Raw genomic sequence first — 23,168 nt, forward strand, 5'->3', positions numbered from 1 at the left:
CGCTCTGAGCAGGAGGGCGCGATGCGCATAATGTTTTGGGTCGCGCTACTCACATTTGTAGCCGACCAGATCAGCAAGTATTTCGTGGTGCATTGGCTCAATTTGGCCCAAAGGCTCTCGATTGATGTTTATCCGCCTTTCCTCAATCTGCGGATGGCGTGGAACTACGGGGTCAACTTCGGTCTCTTCGCTGAAGACAATGACCTGACACGCTGGGTTTTGATCACCGTTGCACTGATCATTTCAGTTGCCGTTTTCTGGTGGATTTCTCGGGAAGAGCCGAGCACACCTGGCCGCATCTCGGCGGGGCTTCTCGTCGGTGGTGCGCTGGGCAATGTGATCGACAGGGTCATTTACGGCGCAGTGGCGGATTTTCTCAACATGTCCTGCTGCGGCTTCAACAACCCATTTTCCTTTAATATCGCGGATATCGCGGTGTTTATCGGGGCCGTGGGGCTTGTGCTTTTTACCTCAGGCGAGACTGAACAAAACCCCTCGTGACCTCGCCTGAAAAAAGGGGTAAGACATGACCAACTTAACTGGAGGTGCATGATGCGCGCGCCATATCTTATGTTTGTTCTCATCGCCTCACTGGGCGTGTCTGCCTGTTCCGTCGGCCAAGAGCGCGATATTTCCATGCGTCAGCTCGACAAGCCAGGCGAAGGCCCTGACGAATTCGGCATCCTGCCAAGCCGCCCACTTGAGGCGCCCGCCGATTATTCGGCGCTACCCACGCCCACACCTGGCCAAGCAAACTTGAGTGACCGTGACCCGATTGCCGAGGGCATAGCAGCCCTCGGGGGCAACCCTGCCAGTCGCGCTGCAACAGGTGTACCCGCTTCGGATGCAGCCCTTGTTCAGCACGCCTCGCGCAATGGCGTTGCGCCCGATATTCGCAGCACACTTGCAGCAGAAGACAAAGACTTCCGCACGCGCAAATCACGCTTCACCAAAATCCGCCTGTTCAAAACAGACCGTTATACAGAAGCCTACAAGCGCCAGACGCTCGAGCCCTATGGTGAGTGGTATAAATATCGTCGCACAGGCGTACAGACTCCCGCTGCCCCGCCACGCGGCGAGTGAACCACAGCCTTTCACATCTGCGTCAGTTTTGCGCCGCCTGCTTGATGCGCGGCCCAAAGCGCTTATCTTTCCCAGTATCTATTTAGGAGTGACTTCATGCGCGCCCTCTTGCTGACTCTTGCAACAAGCCTCGCCCTTGCCGCCCCTGCAAAGGCCGACATCCGCGATGCCGTAACAACCTTCACGCTCGACAACGGCATGGACGTGGTCGTCATAGAAGACAGTCGCGCTCCCGTGGTCACCCATATGGTCTGGTATCGCGCTGGCTCCGCAGACGAATTTCCTGGCACATCAGGTGTTGCGCACTTTCTTGAGCATCTCTTGTTCAAAGGCACAGACACACTCGCCCCCGGTGAGCTTTCGGCAACAGTGGCGCGCAATGGCGGCACAGACAACGCCTTCACAAGCTATGACTACACCGCTTATTTCCAACGCGTGGCCTCTGATCGACTCGAGCTGATGATGCGCCTTGAGAGCGACCGTATGGTCAATGTCCGCCTTTCAGAGGAGGACATCCTCACAGAGCGCGAAGTCATTATTGAAGAGCGCAACCAGCGCACCGAAAACAGCCCTGGCGCGCTTTTCCGCGAGCAAAAGAACGCCGCGCAATATCTCAACCACCGCTACGGCATCCCCGTGATCGGCTGGCGCCATGAGATGGTGACCCTCGATCTTGATGCCGCGCTGGCCTATTACAAGCGCTTCTATGCGCCCAATAACGCCATTTTGGTCGTCGCGGGCGATGTCACTCCCGAGGGGGTCCGCGCGCTCGCAGAGCAGTATTACGGCGTGTTAGAGCCTAACCCAGACCTCTCCAAGCGCGCCCGCCCCGCCGAACCACCCCAAACTGCCGAACGCCGTGTAATGTTCCGCGATGCCCGCGTCGCCCAGCCCTACCTGAGCCGCAGCTACCTCGCCCCAGAACGTGACGCAGGCGCTCAGCGCGAAGCCGCAGCCCTCACACTGCTCGCCGAGCTCCTCGGCGGCGGAACCACAAGCTATCTCACAGAGCGCCTTCAGTTCGAAAGCCAAAAGGCCGTCTACACAGCGGCCTTCTACAACGGCGAATCACTTGATGACACCGACTTCACAGTCCTCGTCGTTCCTGCCGATGGCGTGACACTCCCCGAAGCCGAAGCCGCGATGGACGAGGCCATAGAGAGTTTTATTTCCAAACCCATCGACACAGACGCACTCGCGCGCATCAAGATGCAGATCCGCGCCTCACAGATTTACGCCCGCGACGATGTTGGCAACCTCGCCAATGTCTACGGCAGCGCTCTGGCAAGCGGCCTCACAGTGCAAGATGTGCAAGACTGGCCAGACGTCCTTGGCTCGATCACACCCGACGAAATTATCGCCGCCGCCAAATCCGTGTTCAATCTTGACCACTCGGTGACGGGCTATCTGATGAAAGAAAAAGGAGACGCCTCATGAGAGCTTTCCTCGCCGCAGCCTTCAGCCTCGCGCTCGCGATCCCCGCCACCGCAGGCGTTACAATCGACGAATTCAAGACAGACGGCGGCCTCACCGTATGGCATGTGCAAGAAGACTCGATCCCCTTTGTCGCCTTAGAACTGCGCTTCCAAGGCGGTGCTTCGCTCGACGCCGAGGGCAAACGCGGCGCAATCAATCTGATGACAGGCCTCATTGAAGAAGGCGCAGCCGAGCTTGATGCCCGCGCCTTCGCCAAGGCCCGTGACGGCCTTGCCGCCTCATTTTCTTACGCCGTCTACGACGATACGCTTTCAGTCTCTGCCAAGTTTCTCACAGAGAACCGCGACGAAGCGCTCGAGCTTCTGCGCCAGTCGCTCACCAGCCCCCGCTTTGATCAAGACGCCATCGACCGCGTCCGCGCCCAAGTCATTTCAGGCATCCGTTCTGATGAAAAAGACCCAAGCTCTATCGCGGGTCAGGCTTTTGACGCTCGCGTTTACGGCACGCACCCGTACGGCACAGACAGAAGCGGCACGGTTGACTCTGTCACAGCCCTCACGCGCGACGATATCCTCGCCGCCTTCCAGTCCACAGTGGTGCGCGACAGGCTCTATATCAGCGTTGTTGGCGACATTTCCCGCGAAGAGCTCGGTCCCGTGCTCGACACGTTACTCGCCGATCTCCCCGAAACAGGCGCGCCTCTGCCGCCCGCTGCCACCCCCGCGTTTGACGGCGAAACCGTCGTGATTCCTTTTGAAACGCCACAGTCTGTCGCCATGTTTGGCCAGCCTGGTGTTCCTTTTGATCACCCCGATTACTTCGCCGCCTACCTGCTGAATGTCGTGCTCGGCGGCGGTGGGTTTGAAAGCCGCCTGATGCAGGAGGTCCGCGAAAAGCGCGGCCTCACATATGGCGTCTACTCCTATCTCGTTGATAAAGACGGCGCCGATGTCTGGCTTGGCTCGGTGCAATCCGCCAACAACCGCATCGGTGAGGCGATGGATGTCATCAAAGCCGAGTGGGCGCGTATGCAAAGCGAAGGCGTCACAGAGACAGAACTCGAAGACGCCAAGCGCTACCTCACGGGCGCTTACCCTCTTCGCTTTGACGGCAACGGCCCAATCGCCGACATCCTTGTCGGAATGCAAATGCAAGGCATGGGCACAGACTATATCGCCACGCGCAATGACCGCGTGAACGCCGTGACGCTAGAGCAAATCAACCGCGTTGCACGCGAGTTTCTCAGACCTGAGCAACTCAGCTTCACAGTTGTTGGTCAGCCCGAAGGCCTCTAAGGCAACCAAGCTTTACAGCATCCGTTTCCCAGACGCGCGGCCCAGAAAGCCGCGCGCCGCTGGCGTCAAATCACTTCACCAGCGCACGCTCTCTTACCTTAATTTTGCTTAACACTTTCCCATTTGGGCGGTGCACGGGTTGTGCACGGAATGTGCACGCATTTCACCCCCCAAGAATCAGCACTTCAGAGCTCCGTTAACCATGCTGAACGATAGGGTCAGAAGCGCTTAATCTCATTCCCCATAAGGGACCCAAATGGTCTTCACATCGCTCGCCTGCGCCAAGAATGCGCGGCCCTCACCCGCCGCGCCAAACCAGTCACGTGCCTGTTCGTTGTTGACCCATGTGCGCTTCAAATTCGTCGCACTTTCCCGCTCAATCTCGCCCGAAGTCTCACTGCTGGAAAAACTCCAGACCCCGTCCACATCCATGTGGCTGGCGAGCGGTTTCGCAAGCTCCGCGTGGCTTCCGCTCAACAGGTTCACAACCCCCGCAGGCACATCAGATGTCTCCAGAATTTGCATCATATCGAGCGCCTCTAGCGGGTAGGCTTCACTCACCACAAGCACAGCTCTGTTGCCCATCGCCAGCGCTGGCCCCATCACAGAGACAAGCCCCAAAAGCGGATGAGCGTCATCACAAAATGCGCCAATCACACCAAGCGGCTCAGGCATGGCCAAAGCCACGCCTCGGATCGGAACACCCTTGACCGCACCGTCATATTTGTCCGCCCAAGCCGCATAAGAAAATAGCCGCTTCACAGAGGCCTCAACTTCTTTGGCACCGCTCTTTCCGCCCTTCATCGCGTCGATGCGGCGGGCAAATTCTGCGCCCCGCGCTTCAAGGTTTTCAGCCATGAAATAAAGGATTTGCGCGCGCAAAGCCCCCGTTGTTTTGCCCCATCCCGCAGCACCCCGTGCCGCCTCGACAGCGTTTCTGATATCCTTACGGCTCGCAATCGGCGCCTGAGAGACAAGCTTGCCGTTCTTCGCAAATATCTCGCGGCTATACCCCCCGTCAGGCCGCGCCTGTTTGCCACCGATATAGAGCTTTTCAGTGCGGTCGAGAGCGCCACTTTCCAGCCCGCCCTTGCCCGCGTTCGGTGCTGTGTTCACCAGCGCTTTCAGCTTGCCCTTGGGGCGCGTGTAGGCCTTCAAGCCTTCCCACCCGCCCTCGCGACCAAACCCACTTTCACGCACCCCACCAAAGCCGGCCGCCGCGTCAAACAAGTTCGTCGCATTGACCCAGACAACCCCCGCTGCAAGCTTTGGCGCGATGCTCAAAGCAAGGTTCACATTCTCGCTCCAAACCGTCGCCGCAAGCCCATAGCGCGTATTATTGGCGAGGCTCACTGCCTCCTCCGGTGTGCGGAAGGTTGTGGCCACCAGAACAGGCCCGAATATCTCCTCCTGCATCAGCTTCGCGCTCGGCGAAAGCCCCGTGATCAGCGTCGGCGGATAGAAGCTCCCCTCCACGGGCAGTTCAACGGGTGCTGCGTAAAGCTCTCCTTCATCATTGGCGGCGATCATATCTGTGATCGACTTGAGCTGCACAGGATCCACGATCGCCCCAACGTCGATAGATTTGTCCATCGGCGAACCAACGCGGAGCTTTGCCATCCGTGCCTTGAGCTTTGCATAGAACGTGTCTGCAATACCCTCCTGCACCAGAAGCCGCGAGCCCGCGCAGCAAACCTGCCCTTGGTTAAACCAGATCGCATCGACCAGGCCCTCAACCGCTGAATCAAGGTCGGCATCATCAAACACGATGTAAGGAGATTTCCCACCCAGCTCGAGCGTCAGCGCCTTGCCACTTCCTGCCGTCGCTTGCCGTATCTTGCGGCCCACTTCAGTTGATCCGGTAAAGGCTATCTTGTTGATATCGGTATGTTTTACGATCATCTCACCGACAGCGCCATCGCCTGTAACAATGTTGACAACGCCCTTGGGAACACCCGCCTGGCGACAAATATCAGCGAAGAGAAGAGCGGTCAGCGAAGTATACTCCGCAGGCTTCAAGACCACAGTATTGCCCATAGCAATCGCAGGCGCGACCTTCCACGCCAGCATCAGCAGGGGGAAATTCCACGGGATAATCTGTCCGCAAACGCCCAGCGCCTCAGCGTCAGGCAGCTCGCTTTCCATCAGCTGCGCCATGCCCGCATGATAGTAAAAATGCCGCTGCACGAGGGGGATATCAATGTCGCGACTCTCACGGATCGGCTTGCCGTTGTCGAGGGTCTCAAGCACCGCAAAAAGGCGGCTGTGTTTTTGCAACAAACGGGCAATCGCGTAAAGTACCCGCGCCCGCTCATGGCCTCCGAGTTTCTCCCATTTAGGCTGGGCTTTGCGTGCCGCTTGAACGGCCAAATCAACGTCGGCAGCACTGCCCTGAGTAAGCGTCGCCAGCGTCTCTCCGTTGGCAGGGTTACGGCTCAAAAAGCCCTCGCCCGCTTCGGTAAATGCGCCGTCGATAAAGTGCCCAAACCGCGCGCCATTGTCGGTGATCCATGCAAAGGCCTCCGCCGCGCTCTCGGGCGCTTCGCCGTATTCCATGCTCTCAAAAATCTCTTTAACTGTCATGTTTTCACCCCGCCGCATGACGGTATGAGGCCGAGTAGGCTCCCGTCACATAATGTTCCAACTGTCGCTCGATATCGCCCAAGAGACTTGACGCACCAAAGCGGAAAAGATCTGGCTGAAGCCAGCGGTCGCCCAGTTCCTCTTTCATCATCGAAAGATAGACCAAACTGTCCTTCGCCTTGCTGATCCCACCCGCCGGCTTATAGCCAATCCGAAAGCCCGTAGCCGCCTCATAGTCCCGTATCGCACGGATCATCACGAGGCTCACAGGTAGGGTCGCGTTGACACTTTCCTTGCCCGTCGAGGTCTTGATAAAATCAGCTCCCGCCATCATGCAAACGAGGCTTGCACGCGCCACATTGCGCAGGGATCCAAGTTCGCCCGTCGCCAGAATAGCCTTCACATGCGCATCACCACAGGCCCCACGAAAGGCGCGCATCTCGTCATAGAGCGCTTGCCAGTTTTGCGTCAAAACATGCCGCCGCGAGATCACAATATCAATCTCGCTCGCGCCCGCCTTGACGCTCTCTTCAATCTCTTTCACACGCAGATGAAAGGGCGACAGCCCCGCAGGAAAGCCCGTGCTCACAGCAGCGATTGGGATACCTGAGCCCGCAAGTGCCTCAGCCGCAGGGGCAATCATATCGTGGTAAACACAAACCGCGCCCACGGTGATCGGCCCCATTCCGAGCGCGTCCATAATATCGCCCCGAACAGGCTGGCGCGCCTTCGCACAGAGCCGCTTCACGCGCTCGGCCGTGTCGTCTCCAGCAAGCGTTGTAAGGTCAATACAACTCACAGCCTTCAAGAGCCACGCTGCCTGATGCGCTTTCTTCACAGAGCGCCGCGTTCCAAGGGTAGCCGCACGACGCTCGATCGCCGATGTATTGGCCTGTACCCGCGCCACCCAGTCCAGATCAAGCGGCAGCCCCGCATTGCGCGGCTCGGTTATCTGGGGCAGCTGCGCCAGCTTGTCTTGCTCTTTAACATTCATCATTTCGCCCTCTTTGGCCTTGGCCAAAACGTCTCACGCGTGTGCCCCAAAGGCAAGCGCTGACGTGGCTCCGCGATCTGCGCAAAAACTGCTCAAACGCGCAGAAACCCCTGCACATGCGCACGCCATTAAGGAACCAATCAAACAAACCGAGGACAGTGACATGAAAACATTTTTGATCAGAGGCGTGCCCAATTCCGTCCAGATGGACGGCTGGTGGATGTCAGAGCCGCCCCGCGAAACCAAACCCAAAACAGGCACAAAAGAGCAGCCTTTCTTCCCACGTATCATAGCGCTTCTCGCCCTTGTCATCGCGGGAGATGCACTCACATGGCAGGCCGATGCAGGCCTCTCCCTCGCACTCTTCGGGCTGCTCATCCTGCTGACCCTCTGGCTCCGCAATAGCCGCCGCGGCTGGGGCGGCCTCGTGGTCTATTCGCTCCTTGCCCTGCCACTGGTCGAGCAATCGCAGGTGCTTTCGCTTGCCTTCTTCGGCCTCGGCCTCGTGTTGGGCACAAGCTGGATCGTCCTGGGAGGTTGGCAAGGCATCACGCAATGGCTCTCCACGGGCCTAAGATTTGTGCTCAGCGTACCCGCCGCAATAGGCTCAGAATTTTCTGCCGCTGCGCGTTTCTCCACGGCTTATCGCCCAGAGTCCTCTCTCACCTCGATGGTTCAAGTCTGGCTCCTGCCACTGGGCTTCGGCCTCGTCTTCGCCTCACTTCTCCTTTCAGCCAACCCTATGATGGAAAGTTGGCTCGCCAGTATATCTCCCTCCCACTGGCTGAGTCCCAGCACTATCCAACGTATCCTATTCTGGTGCGGCCTCGCCCTCGTCTCCTTGCCTTTCCTTGCCGCACCGAGCATGCAAGAGCGCCTCAAGCTCGGCTTTAATGGCCCGCGCTTTCCTGTCGCTCCGGCCACGCTCAACGCTGGCTCTGTTTGCCGCTCGCTCATCCTCTTCAACGCGCTCTTCGCGCTCCAAACCCTTACTGATATCACCTATCTTTGGGGTGGTGTCGCGCTCCCCGATGACATGACATATGCGGCTTACGCACATCGCGGCGCCTATCCCCTTCTTGCCACAGCTCTGCTCGCAGGTGTCTTCGCGCTTCTTGCCCGCCCGTTCACGGAGGACAGTCCTCTGCTGCGCATCGCCCTCCTTGCCTGGGTCGCGCAGAACGTCTTTCTCGTCCTCTCCTCGCTTTTGCGCCTTGAGCTCTACGTGGCCCAATACGGCCTCACGCATCTGCGCATGGCCGCCGCGATCTGGATGCTCGTTGTTGCCCTCGGCCTCGCCTTGGTGATCTATCAAACCATCAGAAACAAGCCCGCCAGCTGGCTCCTTGGCCGCGCCGCGTTCCTTGGTCTGGTGGCGCTTTATCTCGCCTGTTTCGTCAGCTTCTCCGCCACAATCGCAAAACATAATCTTGGCAAAGAAGTGGTGCTTGATCCGCAATATGTCTGCTTTCTGGGCAAACATGCCGAGCCAGCCATCCGCGCCTATGAGGCCGCCCAAGGCCAAAGGCTCTGCTATGGCCGCGGGGTCAAAGATATTCAAATCACTGACTGGCGCGAATGGGGCTTTCGGGATTACCGCTTGCAAGCTAGCCTAGCCCTACCCTTAAAGTTCGAGGAGGCCACGGTATGGCCAACATATTGATCATCGACGATGACCCGCAGATCCGTGATGTCTTGCGCATTACCCTTAAGCAAGCGGGCCATGTGGTGCGCGAGGCAGGCGACGGAGCGGAAGGCCTCGCAAAAGCCCTAAATGGTCAGGACGACCTCATCATCCTCGACATAGGTCTCCCTGCAATGGACGGGATAGAGCTCTGCCGCCGCCTGCGCGCGGAAAAGGAAACACCCGTGCTTTTCCTCACAGCCCGCGATGACGAAATCGACAAGATCATCGGTCTTGAGATTGGCGGAGATGACTACGTCACAAAACCCTTCTCTCCCCGCGAGCTGACCGCCCGCTTGCGTGCCGTACTCAAGCGCAGCCAAGGCAACAACAGCGCACATGGCCCGCTCACGCGTGGCGCGCTTCAAGTCGATGCCGCCAAGCACCTCTGCCGTTTTCAAGCGCAGGATATTTCCCTAACACAACGCGAGATGGCTCTTCTTTCGTTTCTCATGACGCGTCCCGACAATGTCTATTCACGTGTGCAAATATCAGATGCCGTCTATGGCCCCACCATCCATGTCTCTGACCGCACGGTCGACAGCCACCTGCGCAATCTGCGCTCAAAGCTCGCCGAGCACGGCGCAAGCGATGCCATCGAAACGGTGCATGGCGTCGGTGTCAGGATGGGCCCATGTCTGGGGGCGTGAGGCGGCAGATCATAAAGAAGTGGCGCCCGCCGCTCGCGCTTGTCATTGGCGGCACGCTGGCCGCTGTCCTATGCCTGCCCCTCATAGGCATCGGCTATTTCAAGCTCGCCGGCAATATCCTCGGCTGGGGCGAAACCACATGGCTCATCGGCTGGATGGCCTACCTCTCGACAGCCATTCTCGCCTATCTGCTCTGGCGGCTGGTCCTGCGTCCCGTCTATGCCCTCACAGCCTATGCAAAGGCTGTCGAGGCGGGCCAAACAGATGCGCCCCTGCCGCCTCACTTTGGCACGCCCGAGTTTACAGCGCTCGCCGCTTCCGTCGATGATATGGCCAAAGCCCTACAAAACCGCGAAGCAGGCATCCGCGCCTACTCCGATCATGTGACCCATGAACTCAAGTCTCCTTTGACAAGCATCAGCGCGGCCGCGGAGCTACTGGAAGCAGGAGTTGATGACCCTGAAGATCGCGCGCAGCTCCTCGCGTCTATTCGCACCTCTTCAACGCGGATGCAGAGCTTGCTCAACAGCCTGCGCGCCCTCGCGGCAGCGCGTGTTCCCTACGGGCGTGGGCCGACGCTTCTGTCTGATGTTGTCAGCGCTTTGCCCAGCACCCTCACTCTGACTGTACGCGAGAATGCTCCGTTGCCGCTCGACGCAACAGGCCTTACTGCCGTGCTAGAACAACTCACACAAAACGCCGCCAGCCATGGTGCGACAGAGCTACAGCTGTCGTCAAAAGACGCGGTTCTCACACTCACCGACAACGGCAAAGGCATCGCTGAAGGTGACCGCGCGCGCATCTTTGATCCCTTCTTCACGACACGGCGCTCTGGTGGTGGTACGGGCATGGGCCTCGCAATCACCCGCGCGATGCTTGAAGCCAACGGCGCAGAAATCACACTTCTTCCGAGCACCAGTGGAGCAAAATTCGAGATCCGTTTCTAGACCCGTGTCACCCAAGCCGCCTGCGCGCGCAACACCGCTTCATAAGCATCAGCCAAAGCGCCCGCGCCCATCAGGCGCAGGTCCGCGCCGAGCCAAAATGCGCGTGTTGCCGCAAGCTCCGCCCCAATCAAAGCACCCAGCGCCGCGCCGCTTTCGCCTGACACTTCGGCACTGCGTAATAGCCCCGCGAGCCTTTCGGGCTGACTCATCGCGGCATCCGCAGAAGCGCCTTCCGGCACGCCCGTAGCGCCCAAAGCCTGCGCCAACCGCCCTGTAAGAAACGACTGAAAGCTCACAATCTCACCCGCAGACACCTGCACCCAATGACTGACATCTCCGACGATCAGAATAACCCCGCCCCAATCAGTCGCTGTCTCAAGATACGCTGCGACACGCCTACGCTCAGCCTCAGGCAATAGTCCGCGCGGGCGCTCCTGATGAAGATCACACCAGACGCCAGATTCAGGCGTCGCTCTCGCAGGAACCGTTTCTATAATGGCCAAATGTGCCTCCTCAGCTCGCAATAAACGGGGCGTCAATTTCAATCATAACAGGCCCGCTCTGCCCCGCCTTCGGCTGCATCGCTTCCGCCAGTGCAGCAGGCTCCGCTGCAACACGCGCATAAGGCATCCCGCAGCTGGCCGCGACATGTTCAAACAAGGGCGGCTTCGGATCACAGCCGACAACATCGATGCCCGCGTTTTCCATCGTTAGCTCAATCTCGCCATAGCCACCATTGTTCCAGATAATAAACGTGATCGGCAGCTTCTCCTGCGCAGCGGTCATGAGCTCAGGTAGCGTAAACTGTGCGCCACCGTCCCCCGCAATCACAACAACAGGCCGATCTGGCTGCGCAAACTGCGCCCCAATTCCCGCAGGTATCGCATAGCCCAGAGCGCCAAAGCCGGTGGCGGCATTGAACCAGCCACCTGCCATATCGTGATCATAATAAAGATTACCTGCATAGATCGGCTGCGTGCTATCGCCGACAATCAGAGCGCCAGGCCGCGCGTCACGCACCACATCAAGCAAGCCACACATCAGGCGATAATCATCGCTGAGTTCAGCCCAAGCTCCCTTGCGTGCAGTCTTGGCCCGCGCTGCACAGTCGGCAATCGGCTTGTCACTCACCTGCGCGAGAAGCGCTTCCAGCGCTGCGCCAGCGTCAGCGCGCAGACACATTTCGGCCTCATGCCGCGCCAGCTGATCTGCGCAAATATCAATCCGCACCAGCCGCTTCATCGCAGGCATATCGCCAATCGCATACATGTCATAATCCGTAGGGCCAAACTCAGTCCCTACCGCCAAGACTATATCTGCCTCGGCAATCGCCTCTCGCACAGCATTTAAGCTCGGGCTCGCCGGAATACAGAGCGGATGTTTATGCATCATCCCCCGCGCATTCACCGTGAGCACTACGGGCGCATCAAGCTTTTCAGCAAGCTGCCCCAGCGCCGCATCAGCCCGCTTCGCGCCACCACCCGCAAGAATCACGACGCGCTCCGCCGCCATAAGCGCAGCCGCCAGCGCATCAATCTGCTCCACATCCGGCGCCAATGGCGCTGGCTGCGCGGGCGCTTTGCCCACTTTGTCATGATCATGTTTGGCCACATCAATCGGAATCTCGATATGATACGGCCCACCCCGCGCAACAGACATACCCTCGAACGCCGCATCAATCGCGGGCATCAGCGCCGCCGCATTTTCGATTTGTTCAGCTTTAATAGAGACTGTTTTTGACAAAGCCAGCTGATCTGGCAACTCATGCAGGCAGCCAAGCCCCTTACCAAGGGTATGGGTTTTGTTCACCCCTGACACGACAAGTATCGGCACAGAATCCGCCCGCGCTTGCGCCATAGGTGTGAGCGTATTCGTCAGCCCGGGGCCAGTGATGACAAAGGCCACCCCGGGCTTGCCAGAGGCCCGCGCATAGCCATCCGCCATAAAGCCAGCGCCCTGCTCGTGACGCGGCGTGATATGCGCAATCCCCGAACTCGCTAGCCCACGATAGAGCTCGACTGTGTGCACGCCTGGAATACCAAACACATGGCTGACTCCATGCGCTTTAAGCCGCTCAACAAGCGCTTCTCCAACTGTTGGCATCTCGTTCTCCTAACCTTGTGGTGTCATTCCGCGCCGCGCACGGCCACGCTCCAGACCAAGCTGGTGTTCCCGCCAGATGATGATCACTCCTGCCAGAATGACAAGAGCGGCGCCGCCAATAGTGCGCAGATCTGGGATTTCGTTGAAAAAGAACATCCCAATCAAGATCGCAAACAGCATTGAGGCATAGTCAAATGGTGCAACGACAGACGCAGGCGCAAAACGGTAAGCCGAGGTCAAAAATATCTGGCCCATTCCGCCAAGTAAGCCTGCCAAGACCAAAAAGGCCGCCTCTTGCCCCGTTGGCAGAACCCACCCAAACGGCAACGTCAAAAGTGAAAGACTTGCCGAAGTCACCGAGAAGTAAAACACAATCGCCGAGGTCTGCTCGCTCTGTACAAGCTTGCGAATATAGATCTGCGCCAGCGCAGCACAGAGCGCCCCAGTGAGAACAAGCATCGCTCCCAGCGCCGCAGTCTTTTCGACAGTATCACCAGAAAACGCGCTGAGCCTCGGCCCCAAAACGATCAAGACACCAACCATCCCAAGCGCTACAGCTCCAAGCCGAAACAAGCGGACTTGCTCACCCAGAAACATCGCCGCCAAAATAACCGTCATCAAAGGCGCCGCATATCCGATTGCCGTCACCTCAGGCAGCGGCAACAGGCCCAACCCAGCAAAGCCAAGTCCCATCGCCGCTGTGCCAACAAACCCGCGCCAGAAATGTCCCATAGGCGAAGCCGCCTTCAGCCCTGTGCGCAGATCACCCCGCACCGCGAGCCAAGCAAGGATCACAGGCAGCGCAAAAACTGAGCGAAAGAAAACAGCCTGCCCCGCAGGCACATGCTGTGCCGTCGCCTTAATAAGCGAAGCCATCGTGATAAAGGTGATGACAGAGCAAATCTTGAGAGCGATGCCTTTGAGCGGGTGCATTGGGCGTTCCTTTTGGCGTGACCATTGCGTGCACACGATCCAAGGTCAATTCCTCTCTTGCACTCGCGCTTACGCACGCGCAGGATTGGTGCGCAAGTTCGAGAGGTCCAATGCCAGATAACTATCTCTTTTCCCGCCTAACGGCTTATGCCAAAGCCCACCCTGACAAGGCCTTCGCCGAGCAGCCAGATGCGCCGTCACAAAGCTATGGGGCAACTCTGCACAATGCCCTGCGCCTCGCGGCTGTCCTCACAGAGGCAGGCCTCAACCCGGGCGATCGCGTTGCGGTGCAGGTCGACAAATCTCTCACCGCCATCGAGCTTTATCTCGCAACAGTCGCCGCAGGCGGCATCTTCCTGCCGCTCAACACCGCCTATACCGCGAGCGAGCTTGCCTATTTCCTTGATGACGCCGCGCCCAGCATCGTTGTCTGCGATCCTGACCGCGAAAGCGAAATCACTCCGCTGGCAAACACTGCGCGCCTTTTCACCCTCGACAAACGCGGCCATGGTACACTCACTGCTGCACTTACAGACATGATCATAACGCCTGTCCCCCGCAGCGCTGACGACCTCGCGGCAATCCTCTACACCTCAGGGACGACAGGCCGCTCCAAAGGCGCTATGCTTAGTCACGACAACCTCTATTCAAACTCGGCAGCCCTGAAAGATCATTGGCGCTTTACCGAAAATGATGTGCTCATCCATGCTCTTCCGATTTTTCATACCCATGGACTCTTTGTCGCCACAAACATCGCTCTGATCTCTGGCGCGACCTTAAACTTCATGAATGGCTTCTCGGCCGAACAGATCATAGCCGCCCTTCCCACGTCGACGTGTCTCATGGGCGTGCCCACATTTTACACCCGCCTTTTGCAAGACCCACGGCTCACGCCGGAACTCTGCGCCAATATGCGCCTCTTCGTCTCTGGGTCTGCCCCCATGCTGGTTGACACCCACGAGCAATGGCAGGCCCGCACAGGCCACAGAATACTAGAGCGCTACGGCATGACTGAAACCAATATGAACACCTCAAACCCGTATGACGGCGAGCGCCGCGCTGGAACAGTCGGTATGCCTCTTCCCGGTGTGGAGCTTCGGATCATGGAAGCCGAAAGCGAAGTCGAACAAGGCGAAATCGGAACGATCGAAGTGCGCGGTCCCAATGTATTCAAAGGCTATTGGCAGATGCCTGAAAAAACAGCAGAAGAACTGCGCCCCGATGGCTGGTTTATAACGGGAGATCTTGGTCAAATCGATGCGGATGGCTACGTTAGTATCGTCGGGCGCGGCAAAGACCTGATCATCACAGGCGGCTTCAATGTTTATCCAAAAGAACTCGAGAGCCTGATCGATGATATCGATGGCGTCCTTGAAAGCGCCGTAATCGGCGTTGCACATCCTGACTTCGGCGAAGCCGTCGTTGCCGTCGTTGTCCCTTCAAGCCCCGCGCTATCAGCAGAGGCTGTCCAAGCCGTCGCCGCTGAAAAGCTTGCAAAGTTCAAACAGCCCAAACACGTCTTGCTGCTCTCCGAGCTACCACGCAACACCATGGGCAAGGTCCAGAAGAAGGCTCTGCGCGACACCTACGCAAATCTCTTTACCTAAAGCGTCTTGGCTTCCTCTTTCAGGCTATATCCTTAGTCCGGCGCGAGCATATACCCCGCCCCTCGAACCGTCTGCAAATACCGCGGCTGCTTGGGGTCACGTTCAATCTTGCGCCGCAATCGCGTGATCTGCACATCAATTGCCCGCTCCTGCGCCTGCCCACGGTCGCGGCCAAGCTCTTCCACAAGCGTAACACGGCTGATCGCCTCACCCACGGCTGCGGAAAAAATTTTCATAAGCTGGTTCTCGGTGGCCGTCAGTCGTATGGGGTCTTCCCCCTGCCAAAGCTCGCCACGCTCGATATCATAGCTAAACGCGCCCAGCCCCAAGACTTTGGGGCGAATCTGCTCTGCCACGACTTCAGGCACCCGCCGCAAAATAGCGTTGATCCTAAGCAAAAGCTCCTTGGGCTCAAAAGGCTTGGCAAGATAGTCATCCGCGCCCGCCTCAAGCCCAACAATACGGTCTTCCGTCTCGCCTCGCGCTGTCAGCAGCAAAATCGGAACCTGAGATGACTCCCGCACAGACCGCGTCAGGTCGATACCGGTTTCTCCAGGCATCATCACATCCATAACGATCAGATCAAAATCGAGCCCCGCCAAAAGGCGTCGCGCGTGTGCAGCGTCCCGCGCCCCCGAAACCAGAAACCCAGCGCGCATCAGAAACTTCTGTAAAAGCATCCTGATCCGCTCGTCATCATCCACAATCAGAAGGTGCGCATCGACGTCATTCATTCACTCTTGTCCCTCAATGCACCGTACTTCTTGTGCAACTCTTTATCCATCATCGCCTCCAAGACCTGGCGAAACCCGCGCACAGCCTCTGGCCCTGCGGCACGATACGCATCTCTCATCCGCGCGCGCTGTACATCAGAAAGCTGACGTTCAAGGTCCGCTCCAGCCTCCGTCAAGAAAAGGTGGCGTTCGCGGCGATCGCTCCCACCGACTTTGCTCTCCACAAGGCCATCCTCCATCAAAGTACGCAAGACACGGTTAAGTGACTGTTTCGTGACTCCAAGTATCTCTAGCAGATTTTTCACAGTTGTGCCCGGTGCACGCGCCACAAAATGCACAGCCCTATGGTGGGCGCGGCCATAGTTCTGATCACGGTCGCGGTTGAGCTCTTCGAGAATACGATCAGGATCTGCCGTAAACCCGCGATAAGCAAAGAACATACCCTCAATGCCTTGCTGCAATTGCTCATCCGTCAGAAACAACAAGCCTTCGCCGCTGATAGGTTCACTCATGATCACTCTCTTTCTCTTGTCCTTCCAATTTTAAGTCAGCTTTGTTGACATTCCAAGGCACGAATGGTAGCGATTCTCAGTTTTTGCGCAACTTTATGTCCGCTTCGGACGTTTTTGACGCAACATTCTTAAACTGACGCGCGGAGGAGACCAAAATGTCAGGCTATGATGATCGTGACGGCAAAATCTGGATGGATGGCAAACTCGTCGAATGGCGCGACGCCAATGTCCATATCCTGACCCATGCTTTGCACTATGCCAGCTCTGTCTTTGAAGGCGAGCGTTGCTACAACGGCAAAGTCTTTCTGTCCCGCAAACATTCTGAACGCCTGCACAAATCAGGCGAGCTGATGGATATGAAGATCCCTTATACCATCGACGAAATCGAAGCCGCCAAACGCGCTGTGCTCGATGCCAACGGCCTGACAGACGCTTACGTGCGCGTTGTCGCATGGCGTGGCGCGGGCGAAGACATGGGCGTCTCAGCTGCGCGCAATGCGGTACGCATGGCCGTGGTCGCATGGGAATGGGGAAGCTACTACGGCGACGCCAAGTTCAAAGGCGCGAAGCTCGATATCGCCAAATGGAAGCGTCCCTCACCCGAAACAATCCCGACATCTGCCAAAGCAGCAGGCCTATACATGATCTGCACCATGTCCAAACACGCCGCCGAGGCCAAGGGCTGCTCCGATGCGCTCTTCATGGATTACCGCGGCTATGTGGCAGAAGCGACGGGCGCCAATATCTTCTTTGTCAAAGACGGAGAAGTTCACACCCCTGATCCAGACGCCATCCTGAACGGCCTGACGCGCCAGACCGTGATCAAGATGCTGGAAGAACGCGGCATAAAAGTTCACGTCCGTCACATCATGCCCGAAGAGCTGGCTGATTTCGAACAATGCTGGCTCACAGGCTCCGCCGCAGAAGTCACACCCGTTGGCCAGATCGGGGACTATACCTTCGAGGTTGGCGCCCTCACCCGCGAAATAGCAGAAGCCTACGACGCACTCGTGCGCAGCTAAACCAACAGCCACTCGCACCCCTAGATCTCTTTCTTTCTGAAAATATCCTGGGGGTGCGGGGGCTAGCCTCGCCTTAGTCGGGGTGCGCATAGCGCAATTCGATCCCTAAAAGTCGACCCCGCGTTGCGCCTTGATGCCCGCTTTGTAGGGGTGCTTTACCTCCTCCATCACAGTCACCAGATCAGCGTAGTCCACAATCTCCTGTGGTGCGTTCCGTCCCGTCAGGATCACACCAGTCTTCGGGCTGCGCGCCTCTAGCGCCGCAATCACTGGCTCAACAGCGATTTGGTCGTAACGAAGAGAAATATTGATCTCGTCCAAGACGATCAGATCATACTCTCCACTCTCCATCATTTGGCGTGCTTGGTTGAGTGCCGCTTCAGCCGCAGCGATATCGCGTGCGCGGTCCTGACTGTCCCAAGTGAAGCCCTCACCCATCATATGCCAGTCCACGCCGCCAAGTCGGTCAAAGAATTGCTTCTCGCCAGTAATCCATTTCCCTTTAACAAACTGCACGACGCCAACCCGTTGCTTCCAGCCCAGCGCACGGGTGATCACTCCGAAAGCTGAGCTGCTCTTGCCCTTGCCATCGCCTGTATGAACAAGAACAAGCCCCTTTTCAGGGTCTCTCAACTCTTTCTGTTTCTCCTGATGCGCCGCCTGAACCGCTTTCATCTGCGCGCGATAATTCTCTGCCTCTGACATTTTCTCTCCCTTCAATCGTTGCCACACCAACACAGAAACCGCAGTGAGTTTCCAGTCCAATCGGTTCAAAATTTCATCGTAAAATCACAGTCTCGGCACGCTTTGGTCAGACTTGCCTGTCACGCTTAGCGCCTAACACCGCTCAATAGGGAGACACACAGTTTGCATACGCGACGCATCCGCCTGTTCTCTGCGCTTGGCCTTGCCTTAGCGGGGAGCGCTCTTGCTGGAACGCTGCTCTCAGCTCTGCCAGAACCCGTTGCCAGCCTCTCGGGGCCGCCAAGGGTGTCTGTCGCGACGCTCAATTAGTGCTCTGATAGCCGCGCTGGAGCTTGGCCATCCCGCCAATCCAACGGTCATAATCCATCACCTTTGCACGCAAATAAGCGTCTACTTTTGGATGCGGTAGAATCAGAAAACGCTCGGCCTCGACTCCGTCGAGCGCTGCCTTCGCCACAGCTTCTGCACTCAAGACCCCATCAAGCGCAGCAGGATGGTCCGCCGCGCCTCTGATCATATCCGTATCGACTCCCTGTGGGCAGAGAACCGAGACCCGTATTCCGTCATCACGATGCGCAATCGCAAGATTTTCGGCAAAGCCGATCGCCGCGTGTTTGGTTGTAGAATAAGCCGCACTCCCGATCTGGCTCAAAAGTCCTGCCGCCGAAGCGGTCTGAAGGAAGTGCCCGCCACCCCGCGCGCGCATCAGCGGAACAAGCACAGCGGCCGCATGCACATGGGCCATCACATTAACATCCCATGCGCGCTGCCACTCTAGGGCATCAGCGCCCGCCGCGTTGTCAAAATTCAGCGCACCCAATATGCCAGCATTTGAGCAAAAGAGGTCAATCGGCCCCGCATGAGCCTCGATCTGCTCAATCGTATCGCGGATCGCTTCTCGGTCTGAAACATCGCAAATATAGCTGCTGTCCGCCCCCAGAGATCGAACCCCCTCAGACAGATCAAGGGCGGCCACATGGACCGCCCCTCTGTCTTTAAGCTCTCTCACCAATGCTGCGCCAATTCCCTTGGCCGCACCCGTGACAACAGCAATCTTGCCTGCAATCAGCATTGTCTTAGCTGGGCGACATACCGCGCAGACGCTCTGAACGGCGGCGCAGAACTTCCAATGTCGTCAGAAGCGCAATCGAGATCACAACCAAAATCGTCGCCACAGCAAGGATCGTCGGACTGATCTGCTCACGCAGCCCCGTGAACATCTGCCAAGGAAGCGTCTTCTGGCTCGCTGAGCCAACAAACAGCACAACAACGACTTCGTCAAAGCTGGTGATGAAGGCAAACAGGCCGCCCGAGATTACGCCTGGCAAAATCAGCGGCATCTGCACGCGGAAGAATGTTGTCACAGGGTCCGCACCCATATTCGCCGCCGCGCGCGTCAGCGAACGGTCAAAGCCCACAAGCGTCGCGGTGACGGTGATGATCACAAAAGGAATGCCCAAAACAGCATGCGCAAGGATCACTTTGATATAGCCAACAAGGTTCTTATCGAGCCCAAGCGAGCCTTCCATCCAGTTTCCGATCTGGCTGTAGAAAAAGAACATACCCGTCGCCGAGATGATAAGCGGAACAATCATCGGCGAAATCATAATCGCCATAATTGCGCGTCGACCCGGCACATGAGACTGGCTCAAGCCAATCGCCGCCAGCGTGCCCAGCGTCACAGAAATCACAGTCGCAATCGGCGCGATGATCAGTGAGTTCTTAAAGCTGCGCTGCCATTCGTTGTTGGTGAAAAAGTCTTGGTAGTGCTTGAGTGAGTATCCTGCAGGATCAAACCGAAGCATCTCTGGTGTGAAGGTAAAGAAGTTCTGCGCATTGAACGACAGGGGCAGAACCACAAGGATGGGTGTGATCAGGAAAATGAAGATCACAGCACAGATCATGCGGAAGCCGAAATACCACAGCACCTGATACCAAGTCAGATAGGGTGCGATGTATGAACGGTAGCGCCCTTCATAAGCCCAGTAGATGAGCCAACCCGCGACTGCGCCAAGAATACCGCCGATCACAGCCAGAGGAATACCCCCCCCCGCAAAGCCCAAGACGCCGCCCGCAACAAACGTTATGCCACGCCCGATGCGTTCGTTTTTCAGGATGGTGATATAGACAAACGCCAGCGCAATCATCAGCGTCGCGCCAACCACAACACCGATAGGGCCTGAGCCGTTCGCCGTGCCCAAAAAGAGCCCGAAGAACGCACCAAAGCCGCCAGTGATCATTGCAACAAGCCAGAATGGTTTGCGAGAAATAGGAGTGAGTGCTGCCATGGTCTTTACCCCAGTTTCACGTTGTCGATGCCAACGATCTTATCGTAGGCCCAGTAGAGAATGAGTACCGCTCCAAGCAGGATCGAGCCAAGTGCAGCTGCGAGCCCCCAGTTGAGCGATGTCGAAATGTGGTAGGCGATCCGGTTGGAGATAAAGACGCCTTTGTTGCCGCCAACGATCTCAGGCGTGATGTAGTAACCAATCGCCAAGATAAACACGAGAATAGAGCCCGCACCGATCCCCGGAATAGACTGCGGGAAATAGACCCGCCAAAACGCCGTCCAGTTGGTTGCGCCAAGGCTCTTGGCCGCGCGCAAATAGGTTGGCTGGATCGTCTGCATCACCGAATACATCGGCAAGATCATGAACGGCAGCAGGATGTGCGTCATCGCAATGATCGTGCCGGTCGCGTTGTTGATAATGATAAGCCTGTCATCATCCGCCAGAAAGCCAAGCCAGACCAAGACGTCGTTAATGACACCTTGCTGTTGCAACATCACTTTCCAAGCCGAGGTCCGCACAAGAAGCGAAGTCCAGAATGGCAAAAGGACAAGGATCATCAGGAGGTTCGCTTGACGCGCTGGCAAATTAGCCAAAATCCATGCCACGGGATACCCAAGCAAGACACACAGTGAGGTGATCACAAGAGACATCCACATCGTCCGCCCAAACAGCTTCAGCAGAACCCGCTTGTCTTCGTCTTGCACTTGCGCGCCATCAGGCGTGCGCTTCATATCGACAGCATTGAGAAAGTAGCCATTGGTGAACTTTACAGAATGAGTCTGCATCGTCTTCCAAGTCTCGACTTTGCCCCAGTCTTTGTGTGTGTCGATCAAGAGCTCTTTAAACGGCCCGCCATTTTCAAGATCAAACTTCTTCGCGACACGCCCGGTCTTCCGAAACAGCGATGAGAAACCGCTCTCTTCGTAGTTCAGTCGTCCACCAATCCGCGTGTGAGATTTCTCAGCAGCGGCCGCCTTCATATCGCGCGCAAGAGCGGCGTAAACCGCCTCATCAGGCAACTCGCCCTGAGACGCATCCCAATTTTTCAGCGCTGCCACAGTGTAGGGCATTGTCTCATCAACGATACGGTTGTCCACAGAGCGGAACAGCATCGAAACAATCGGGATGATGAAAGAGATCAGCACAAAAATAAGCAGCGGCGCAATCAGCATGAGTGCGCGGGTTTTTTCAACCCTCAGCGCGCGCGCCAAGCTCTTCTTGAGCGGCGTGCCGTCTGCGGCCAGCACTGGCCCGTTTGTCTTCGTGTCGCTCATAATCGTCCCCGTTTCGTCTCGGTCGTTGGTCGCGTTTAAGGTCTTTTCGCCTCATGCGTTTTGAATAAGGCTCGCTCAGAGCCACATACAAAACGCAAGGAAGAGGGAGGCCCAAAAGGCCCCCCTCAAAGTCATCGCTTATTTCGCAAGCCAAGCTTGGAATTTCGCGTCAAGATCGTCACGGTTGTCTGCCCACCAGTTGTAGTTATAGATGTGGACGTTTGCCGCGTTCGCTGGGTCTGTTGGCATGTGTGGCGCCATGTCGATACCCAGTGCTTCGTGCTTGCCTACGAGAGGCGCTGACGATTTACGCGCAGGGCCGTACGAAATGTATTTCGCTTGGTCTGCAAGGCGCTGTGTGTCTGTCGCAAAGAATACATAGTCCAGAGCACGTGCCTGACGCTCGGGCGAAAGACCCGCTGGGATGATCCAACCGTCAAGGTCGAATGACTGCATATCCCAGAGCATACCAATCGGCTGGTTCTGCTCGGCAATAGCTGAGAAGAGACGGCCGTTGAACGTGGAGCCCATAACAACTTCGCCATCGGCGAGAAGCTGTGGTGTTTCCGCGCCCGCTGTCCACCAGACAACGCTTGATTTGATGGTGTCGAGCTTGGCAAGTGCCTTCTCTACGCCTTCGTCTGTGCCGAGGACTTCATAAATGTCGTCCTTTGCAACGCCGTCACAGTAGAGAGCCCATTCCATGTTGTCGATTGGGCGCTTCTGAAGCGAACGCTTGCCTGGGAAAGCTTCCAGATCAAAGACGTCACAAACAGTTGTTGGAGCCGTGTCACCAACGAGGTCTGTGCGGTAGCCGAATGTTGTTGAATAAACGATCTGCGGGATGAAGCAATCGCTGACCAAAAGGTCGCCGAAGTCTTCTGTTGCAGATGTTCCATCAGGCGCAGGCGCGAGCATGTTGTCGAAGTCGATTTCCATGGCGAGGCCTTCGTCGCAAAGGCGCATCGCGTCAGACGCAACAACGTCAACCACATCCCATGTGATGTTGTTGGCTTCGTTCATGGCGCGCAGCTTGGCTACGGCTTCGGCTGAGCTGTCATCGCTGATGATGTTGACGCCAGTCTTTTCCATGTAAGGCTTGTGATAAGCGTTCATTTGCGAGTCGGTGTAAGCGCCGCCCCATGACACGATGGTCATTTCGTCAGCCATATCCGCCGCACCGGAAACGCCAGCAACCATTGTGAGTGCTGTTGTCGCCATAAGTGTCTTGGTGAATTTCATTTCATTCTCCCGTTGTTGCCCTTGTAAACTTAAGTGATTTGGCCTTTTGGGCTTTCAGTCAAACCACATACA

Annotated in this window: 21 protein-coding genes; 9 read left to right on the forward strand and 12 right to left on the reverse strand. The window is 57.2% G+C overall.

What is annotated here, in order from left to right:
* Window positions 1-21: 21 nt before the first annotated feature.
* From lspA to DSM117340_RS14320, 4 genes are all read left to right on the forward strand, one after another.
* A complete protein-coding gene (gene lspA / locus DSM117340_RS14305; RefSeq protein WP_089893175.1) occupies window positions 22-501 on the forward strand; it encodes a signal peptidase II in 480 nt (159 codons plus the stop codon).
* A 48-nt stretch (window positions 502-549) separates the two neighbouring features.
* Window positions 550-1,083 carry a DUF3035 domain-containing protein gene (locus tag DSM117340_RS14310; protein ID WP_354689738.1) on the forward strand — a complete coding sequence of 178 codons (534 nt, stop codon included), beginning with the start codon at window positions 550-552 and terminating at the stop codon, window positions 1,081-1,083.
* A 96-nt stretch (window positions 1,084-1,179) separates the two neighbouring features.
* Complete coding sequence (locus DSM117340_RS14315; RefSeq protein WP_354689739.1) at window positions 1,180-2,520, forward strand: pitrilysin family protein; 1,341 nt, start codon at window positions 1,180-1,182, stop codon at window positions 2,518-2,520.
* Window positions 2,517-3,815, forward strand: coding sequence for a pitrilysin family protein (locus DSM117340_RS14320; RefSeq protein ID WP_274960675.1), 1,299 nt, complete (start codon window positions 2,517-2,519; stop codon window positions 3,813-3,815). Before DSM117340_RS14315 ends, DSM117340_RS14320 begins: the two co-directional genes overlap by 4 nt.
* A gap of 234 nt (window positions 3,816-4,049) precedes the next feature.
* Here the strand turns inward: DSM117340_RS14320 and DSM117340_RS14325 are convergent, their stop codons facing one another.
* Together DSM117340_RS14325 and deoC are read right to left on the reverse strand one after the other, a co-directional pair.
* A complete protein-coding gene (locus DSM117340_RS14325; RefSeq protein ID WP_354689740.1) occupies window positions 4,050-6,398 on the reverse strand; it encodes an aldehyde dehydrogenase family protein in 2,349 nt (782 codons plus the stop codon).
* A 4-nt stretch (window positions 6,399-6,402) separates the two neighbouring features.
* Window positions 6,403-7,392, reverse strand: coding sequence for a deoxyribose-phosphate aldolase (gene deoC / locus DSM117340_RS14330; protein WP_354690041.1), 990 nt, complete (start codon window positions 7,390-7,392; stop codon window positions 6,403-6,405).
* Window positions 7,393-7,555: 163 nt separating this feature from the next.
* On the opposite strand from deoC, the gene DSM117340_RS14335 reads away from it, so the two are divergent.
* Genes DSM117340_RS14335 through DSM117340_RS14345 form a run of 3 tightly spaced genes read left to right on the forward strand, consistent with a single transcriptional unit; the run spans window position 7,556 to window position 10,673 of the window.
* Window positions 7,556-9,055, forward strand: coding sequence for a DUF4173 domain-containing protein (locus tag DSM117340_RS14335; protein WP_354689741.1), 1,500 nt, complete (start codon window positions 7,556-7,558; stop codon window positions 9,053-9,055).
* The gene (locus tag DSM117340_RS14340) at window positions 9,040-9,726 is read left to right on the forward strand and encodes a response regulator transcription factor (protein WP_089893191.1); all 687 of its coding nucleotides are present in this window, start codon (window positions 9,040-9,042) and stop codon (window positions 9,724-9,726) included. Before DSM117340_RS14335 ends, DSM117340_RS14340 begins: the two co-directional genes overlap by 16 nt.
* Window positions 9,711-10,673: a HAMP domain-containing sensor histidine kinase gene (locus DSM117340_RS14345; RefSeq protein WP_282058385.1), complete on the forward strand. Its 963-nt coding sequence runs from the start codon at window positions 9,711-9,713 to the stop codon at window positions 10,671-10,673. The genes DSM117340_RS14340 and DSM117340_RS14345 overlap by 16 nt, the downstream gene beginning before the upstream one ends.
* On the opposite strand, the gene DSM117340_RS14350 is transcribed toward DSM117340_RS14345, so the two are convergent.
* Genes DSM117340_RS14350 through DSM117340_RS14360 form a run of 3 tightly spaced genes read right to left on the reverse strand, consistent with a single transcriptional unit; the run spans window position 10,670 to window position 13,709 of the window.
* Window positions 10,670-11,176 carry a 2-dehydro-3-deoxygalactonokinase gene (locus DSM117340_RS14350; protein ID WP_354689742.1) on the reverse strand — a complete coding sequence of 169 codons (507 nt, stop codon included), beginning with the start codon at window positions 11,174-11,176 and terminating at the stop codon, window positions 10,670-10,672. The genes DSM117340_RS14345 and DSM117340_RS14350 overlap by 4 nt on opposite strands.
* 10 nt (window positions 11,177-11,186) lie before the next feature.
* Window positions 11,187-12,776, reverse strand: a complete 1,590-nt coding sequence (locus DSM117340_RS14355; RefSeq protein WP_354689743.1) for a 5-guanidino-2-oxopentanoate decarboxylase — start codon at window positions 12,774-12,776, stop codon at window positions 11,187-11,189.
* 9 nt (window positions 12,777-12,785) lie between these two features.
* Window positions 12,786-13,709: a DMT family transporter gene (locus DSM117340_RS14360; protein WP_089893200.1), complete on the reverse strand. Its 924-nt coding sequence runs from the start codon at window positions 13,707-13,709 to the stop codon at window positions 12,786-12,788.
* Between the two features lie 110 nt (window positions 13,710-13,819).
* On the opposite strand from DSM117340_RS14360, the gene DSM117340_RS14365 reads away from it, so the two are divergent.
* Window positions 13,820-15,316: a malonyl-CoA synthase gene (locus DSM117340_RS14365; RefSeq protein ID WP_354689744.1), complete on the forward strand. Its 1,497-nt coding sequence runs from the start codon at window positions 13,820-13,822 to the stop codon at window positions 15,314-15,316.
* A 32-nt stretch (window positions 15,317-15,348) separates the two neighbouring features.
* Here DSM117340_RS14365 and DSM117340_RS14370 read toward each other — a convergent pair whose 3' ends face one another.
* Window positions 15,349-16,050 (reverse strand): response regulator, encoded by a 702-nt coding sequence (locus DSM117340_RS14370; RefSeq protein WP_354689745.1) that lies wholly within the window; start codon window positions 16,048-16,050, stop codon window positions 15,349-15,351.
* Window positions 16,047-16,562: a MarR family transcriptional regulator gene (locus DSM117340_RS14375; protein WP_089893209.1), complete on the reverse strand. Its 516-nt coding sequence runs from the start codon at window positions 16,560-16,562 to the stop codon at window positions 16,047-16,049. Before DSM117340_RS14375 ends, DSM117340_RS14370 begins: the two co-directional genes overlap by 4 nt.
* A 155-nt stretch (window positions 16,563-16,717) precedes the next feature.
* Between DSM117340_RS14375 and DSM117340_RS14380 the strand changes: the two genes are divergently transcribed.
* Window positions 16,718-17,584: a branched-chain amino acid aminotransferase gene (locus DSM117340_RS14380; protein ID WP_089893213.1), complete on the forward strand. Its 867-nt coding sequence runs from the start codon at window positions 16,718-16,720 to the stop codon at window positions 17,582-17,584.
* A 105-nt stretch (window positions 17,585-17,689) separates the two neighbouring features.
* Here the strand turns inward: DSM117340_RS14380 and cobO are convergent, their stop codons facing one another.
* The 5 genes from cobO to DSM117340_RS14405 form a co-directional block, all read right to left on the reverse strand.
* Complete coding sequence (gene cobO / locus DSM117340_RS14385) at window positions 17,690-18,289, reverse strand: cob(I)yrinic acid a,c-diamide adenosyltransferase (protein WP_273498161.1); 600 nt, start codon at window positions 18,287-18,289, stop codon at window positions 17,690-17,692.
* A 301-nt stretch (window positions 18,290-18,590) separates the two neighbouring features.
* Window positions 18,591-19,361 carry an SDR family NAD(P)-dependent oxidoreductase gene (locus tag DSM117340_RS14390; protein WP_354689746.1) on the reverse strand — a complete coding sequence of 257 codons (771 nt, stop codon included), beginning with the start codon at window positions 19,359-19,361 and terminating at the stop codon, window positions 18,591-18,593.
* A gap of 4 nt (window positions 19,362-19,365) precedes the next feature.
* Window positions 19,366-20,577, reverse strand: coding sequence for an ABC transporter permease (locus DSM117340_RS14395; RefSeq protein ID WP_354689747.1), 1,212 nt, complete (start codon window positions 20,575-20,577; stop codon window positions 19,366-19,368).
* Window positions 20,578-20,582: 5 nt separating this feature from the next.
* Window positions 20,583-21,854 carry an ABC transporter permease gene (locus DSM117340_RS14400; RefSeq protein WP_089893225.1) on the reverse strand — a complete coding sequence of 424 codons (1,272 nt, stop codon included), beginning with the start codon at window positions 21,852-21,854 and terminating at the stop codon, window positions 20,583-20,585.
* A 138-nt stretch (window positions 21,855-21,992) separates the two neighbouring features.
* Entirely contained in the window at window positions 21,993-23,096 is a 1,104-nt protein-coding gene (locus DSM117340_RS14405) for an extracellular solute-binding protein (protein ID WP_354689748.1), read from the reverse strand.
* Window positions 23,097-23,168 lie beyond the last annotated feature (72 nt).

Origin of the sequence: Lentibacter algarum (genome assembly GCF_040580765.1) — a bacterium.
Lineage (GTDB): Bacteria > Pseudomonadota > Alphaproteobacteria > Rhodobacterales > Rhodobacteraceae > Lentibacter > Lentibacter algarum.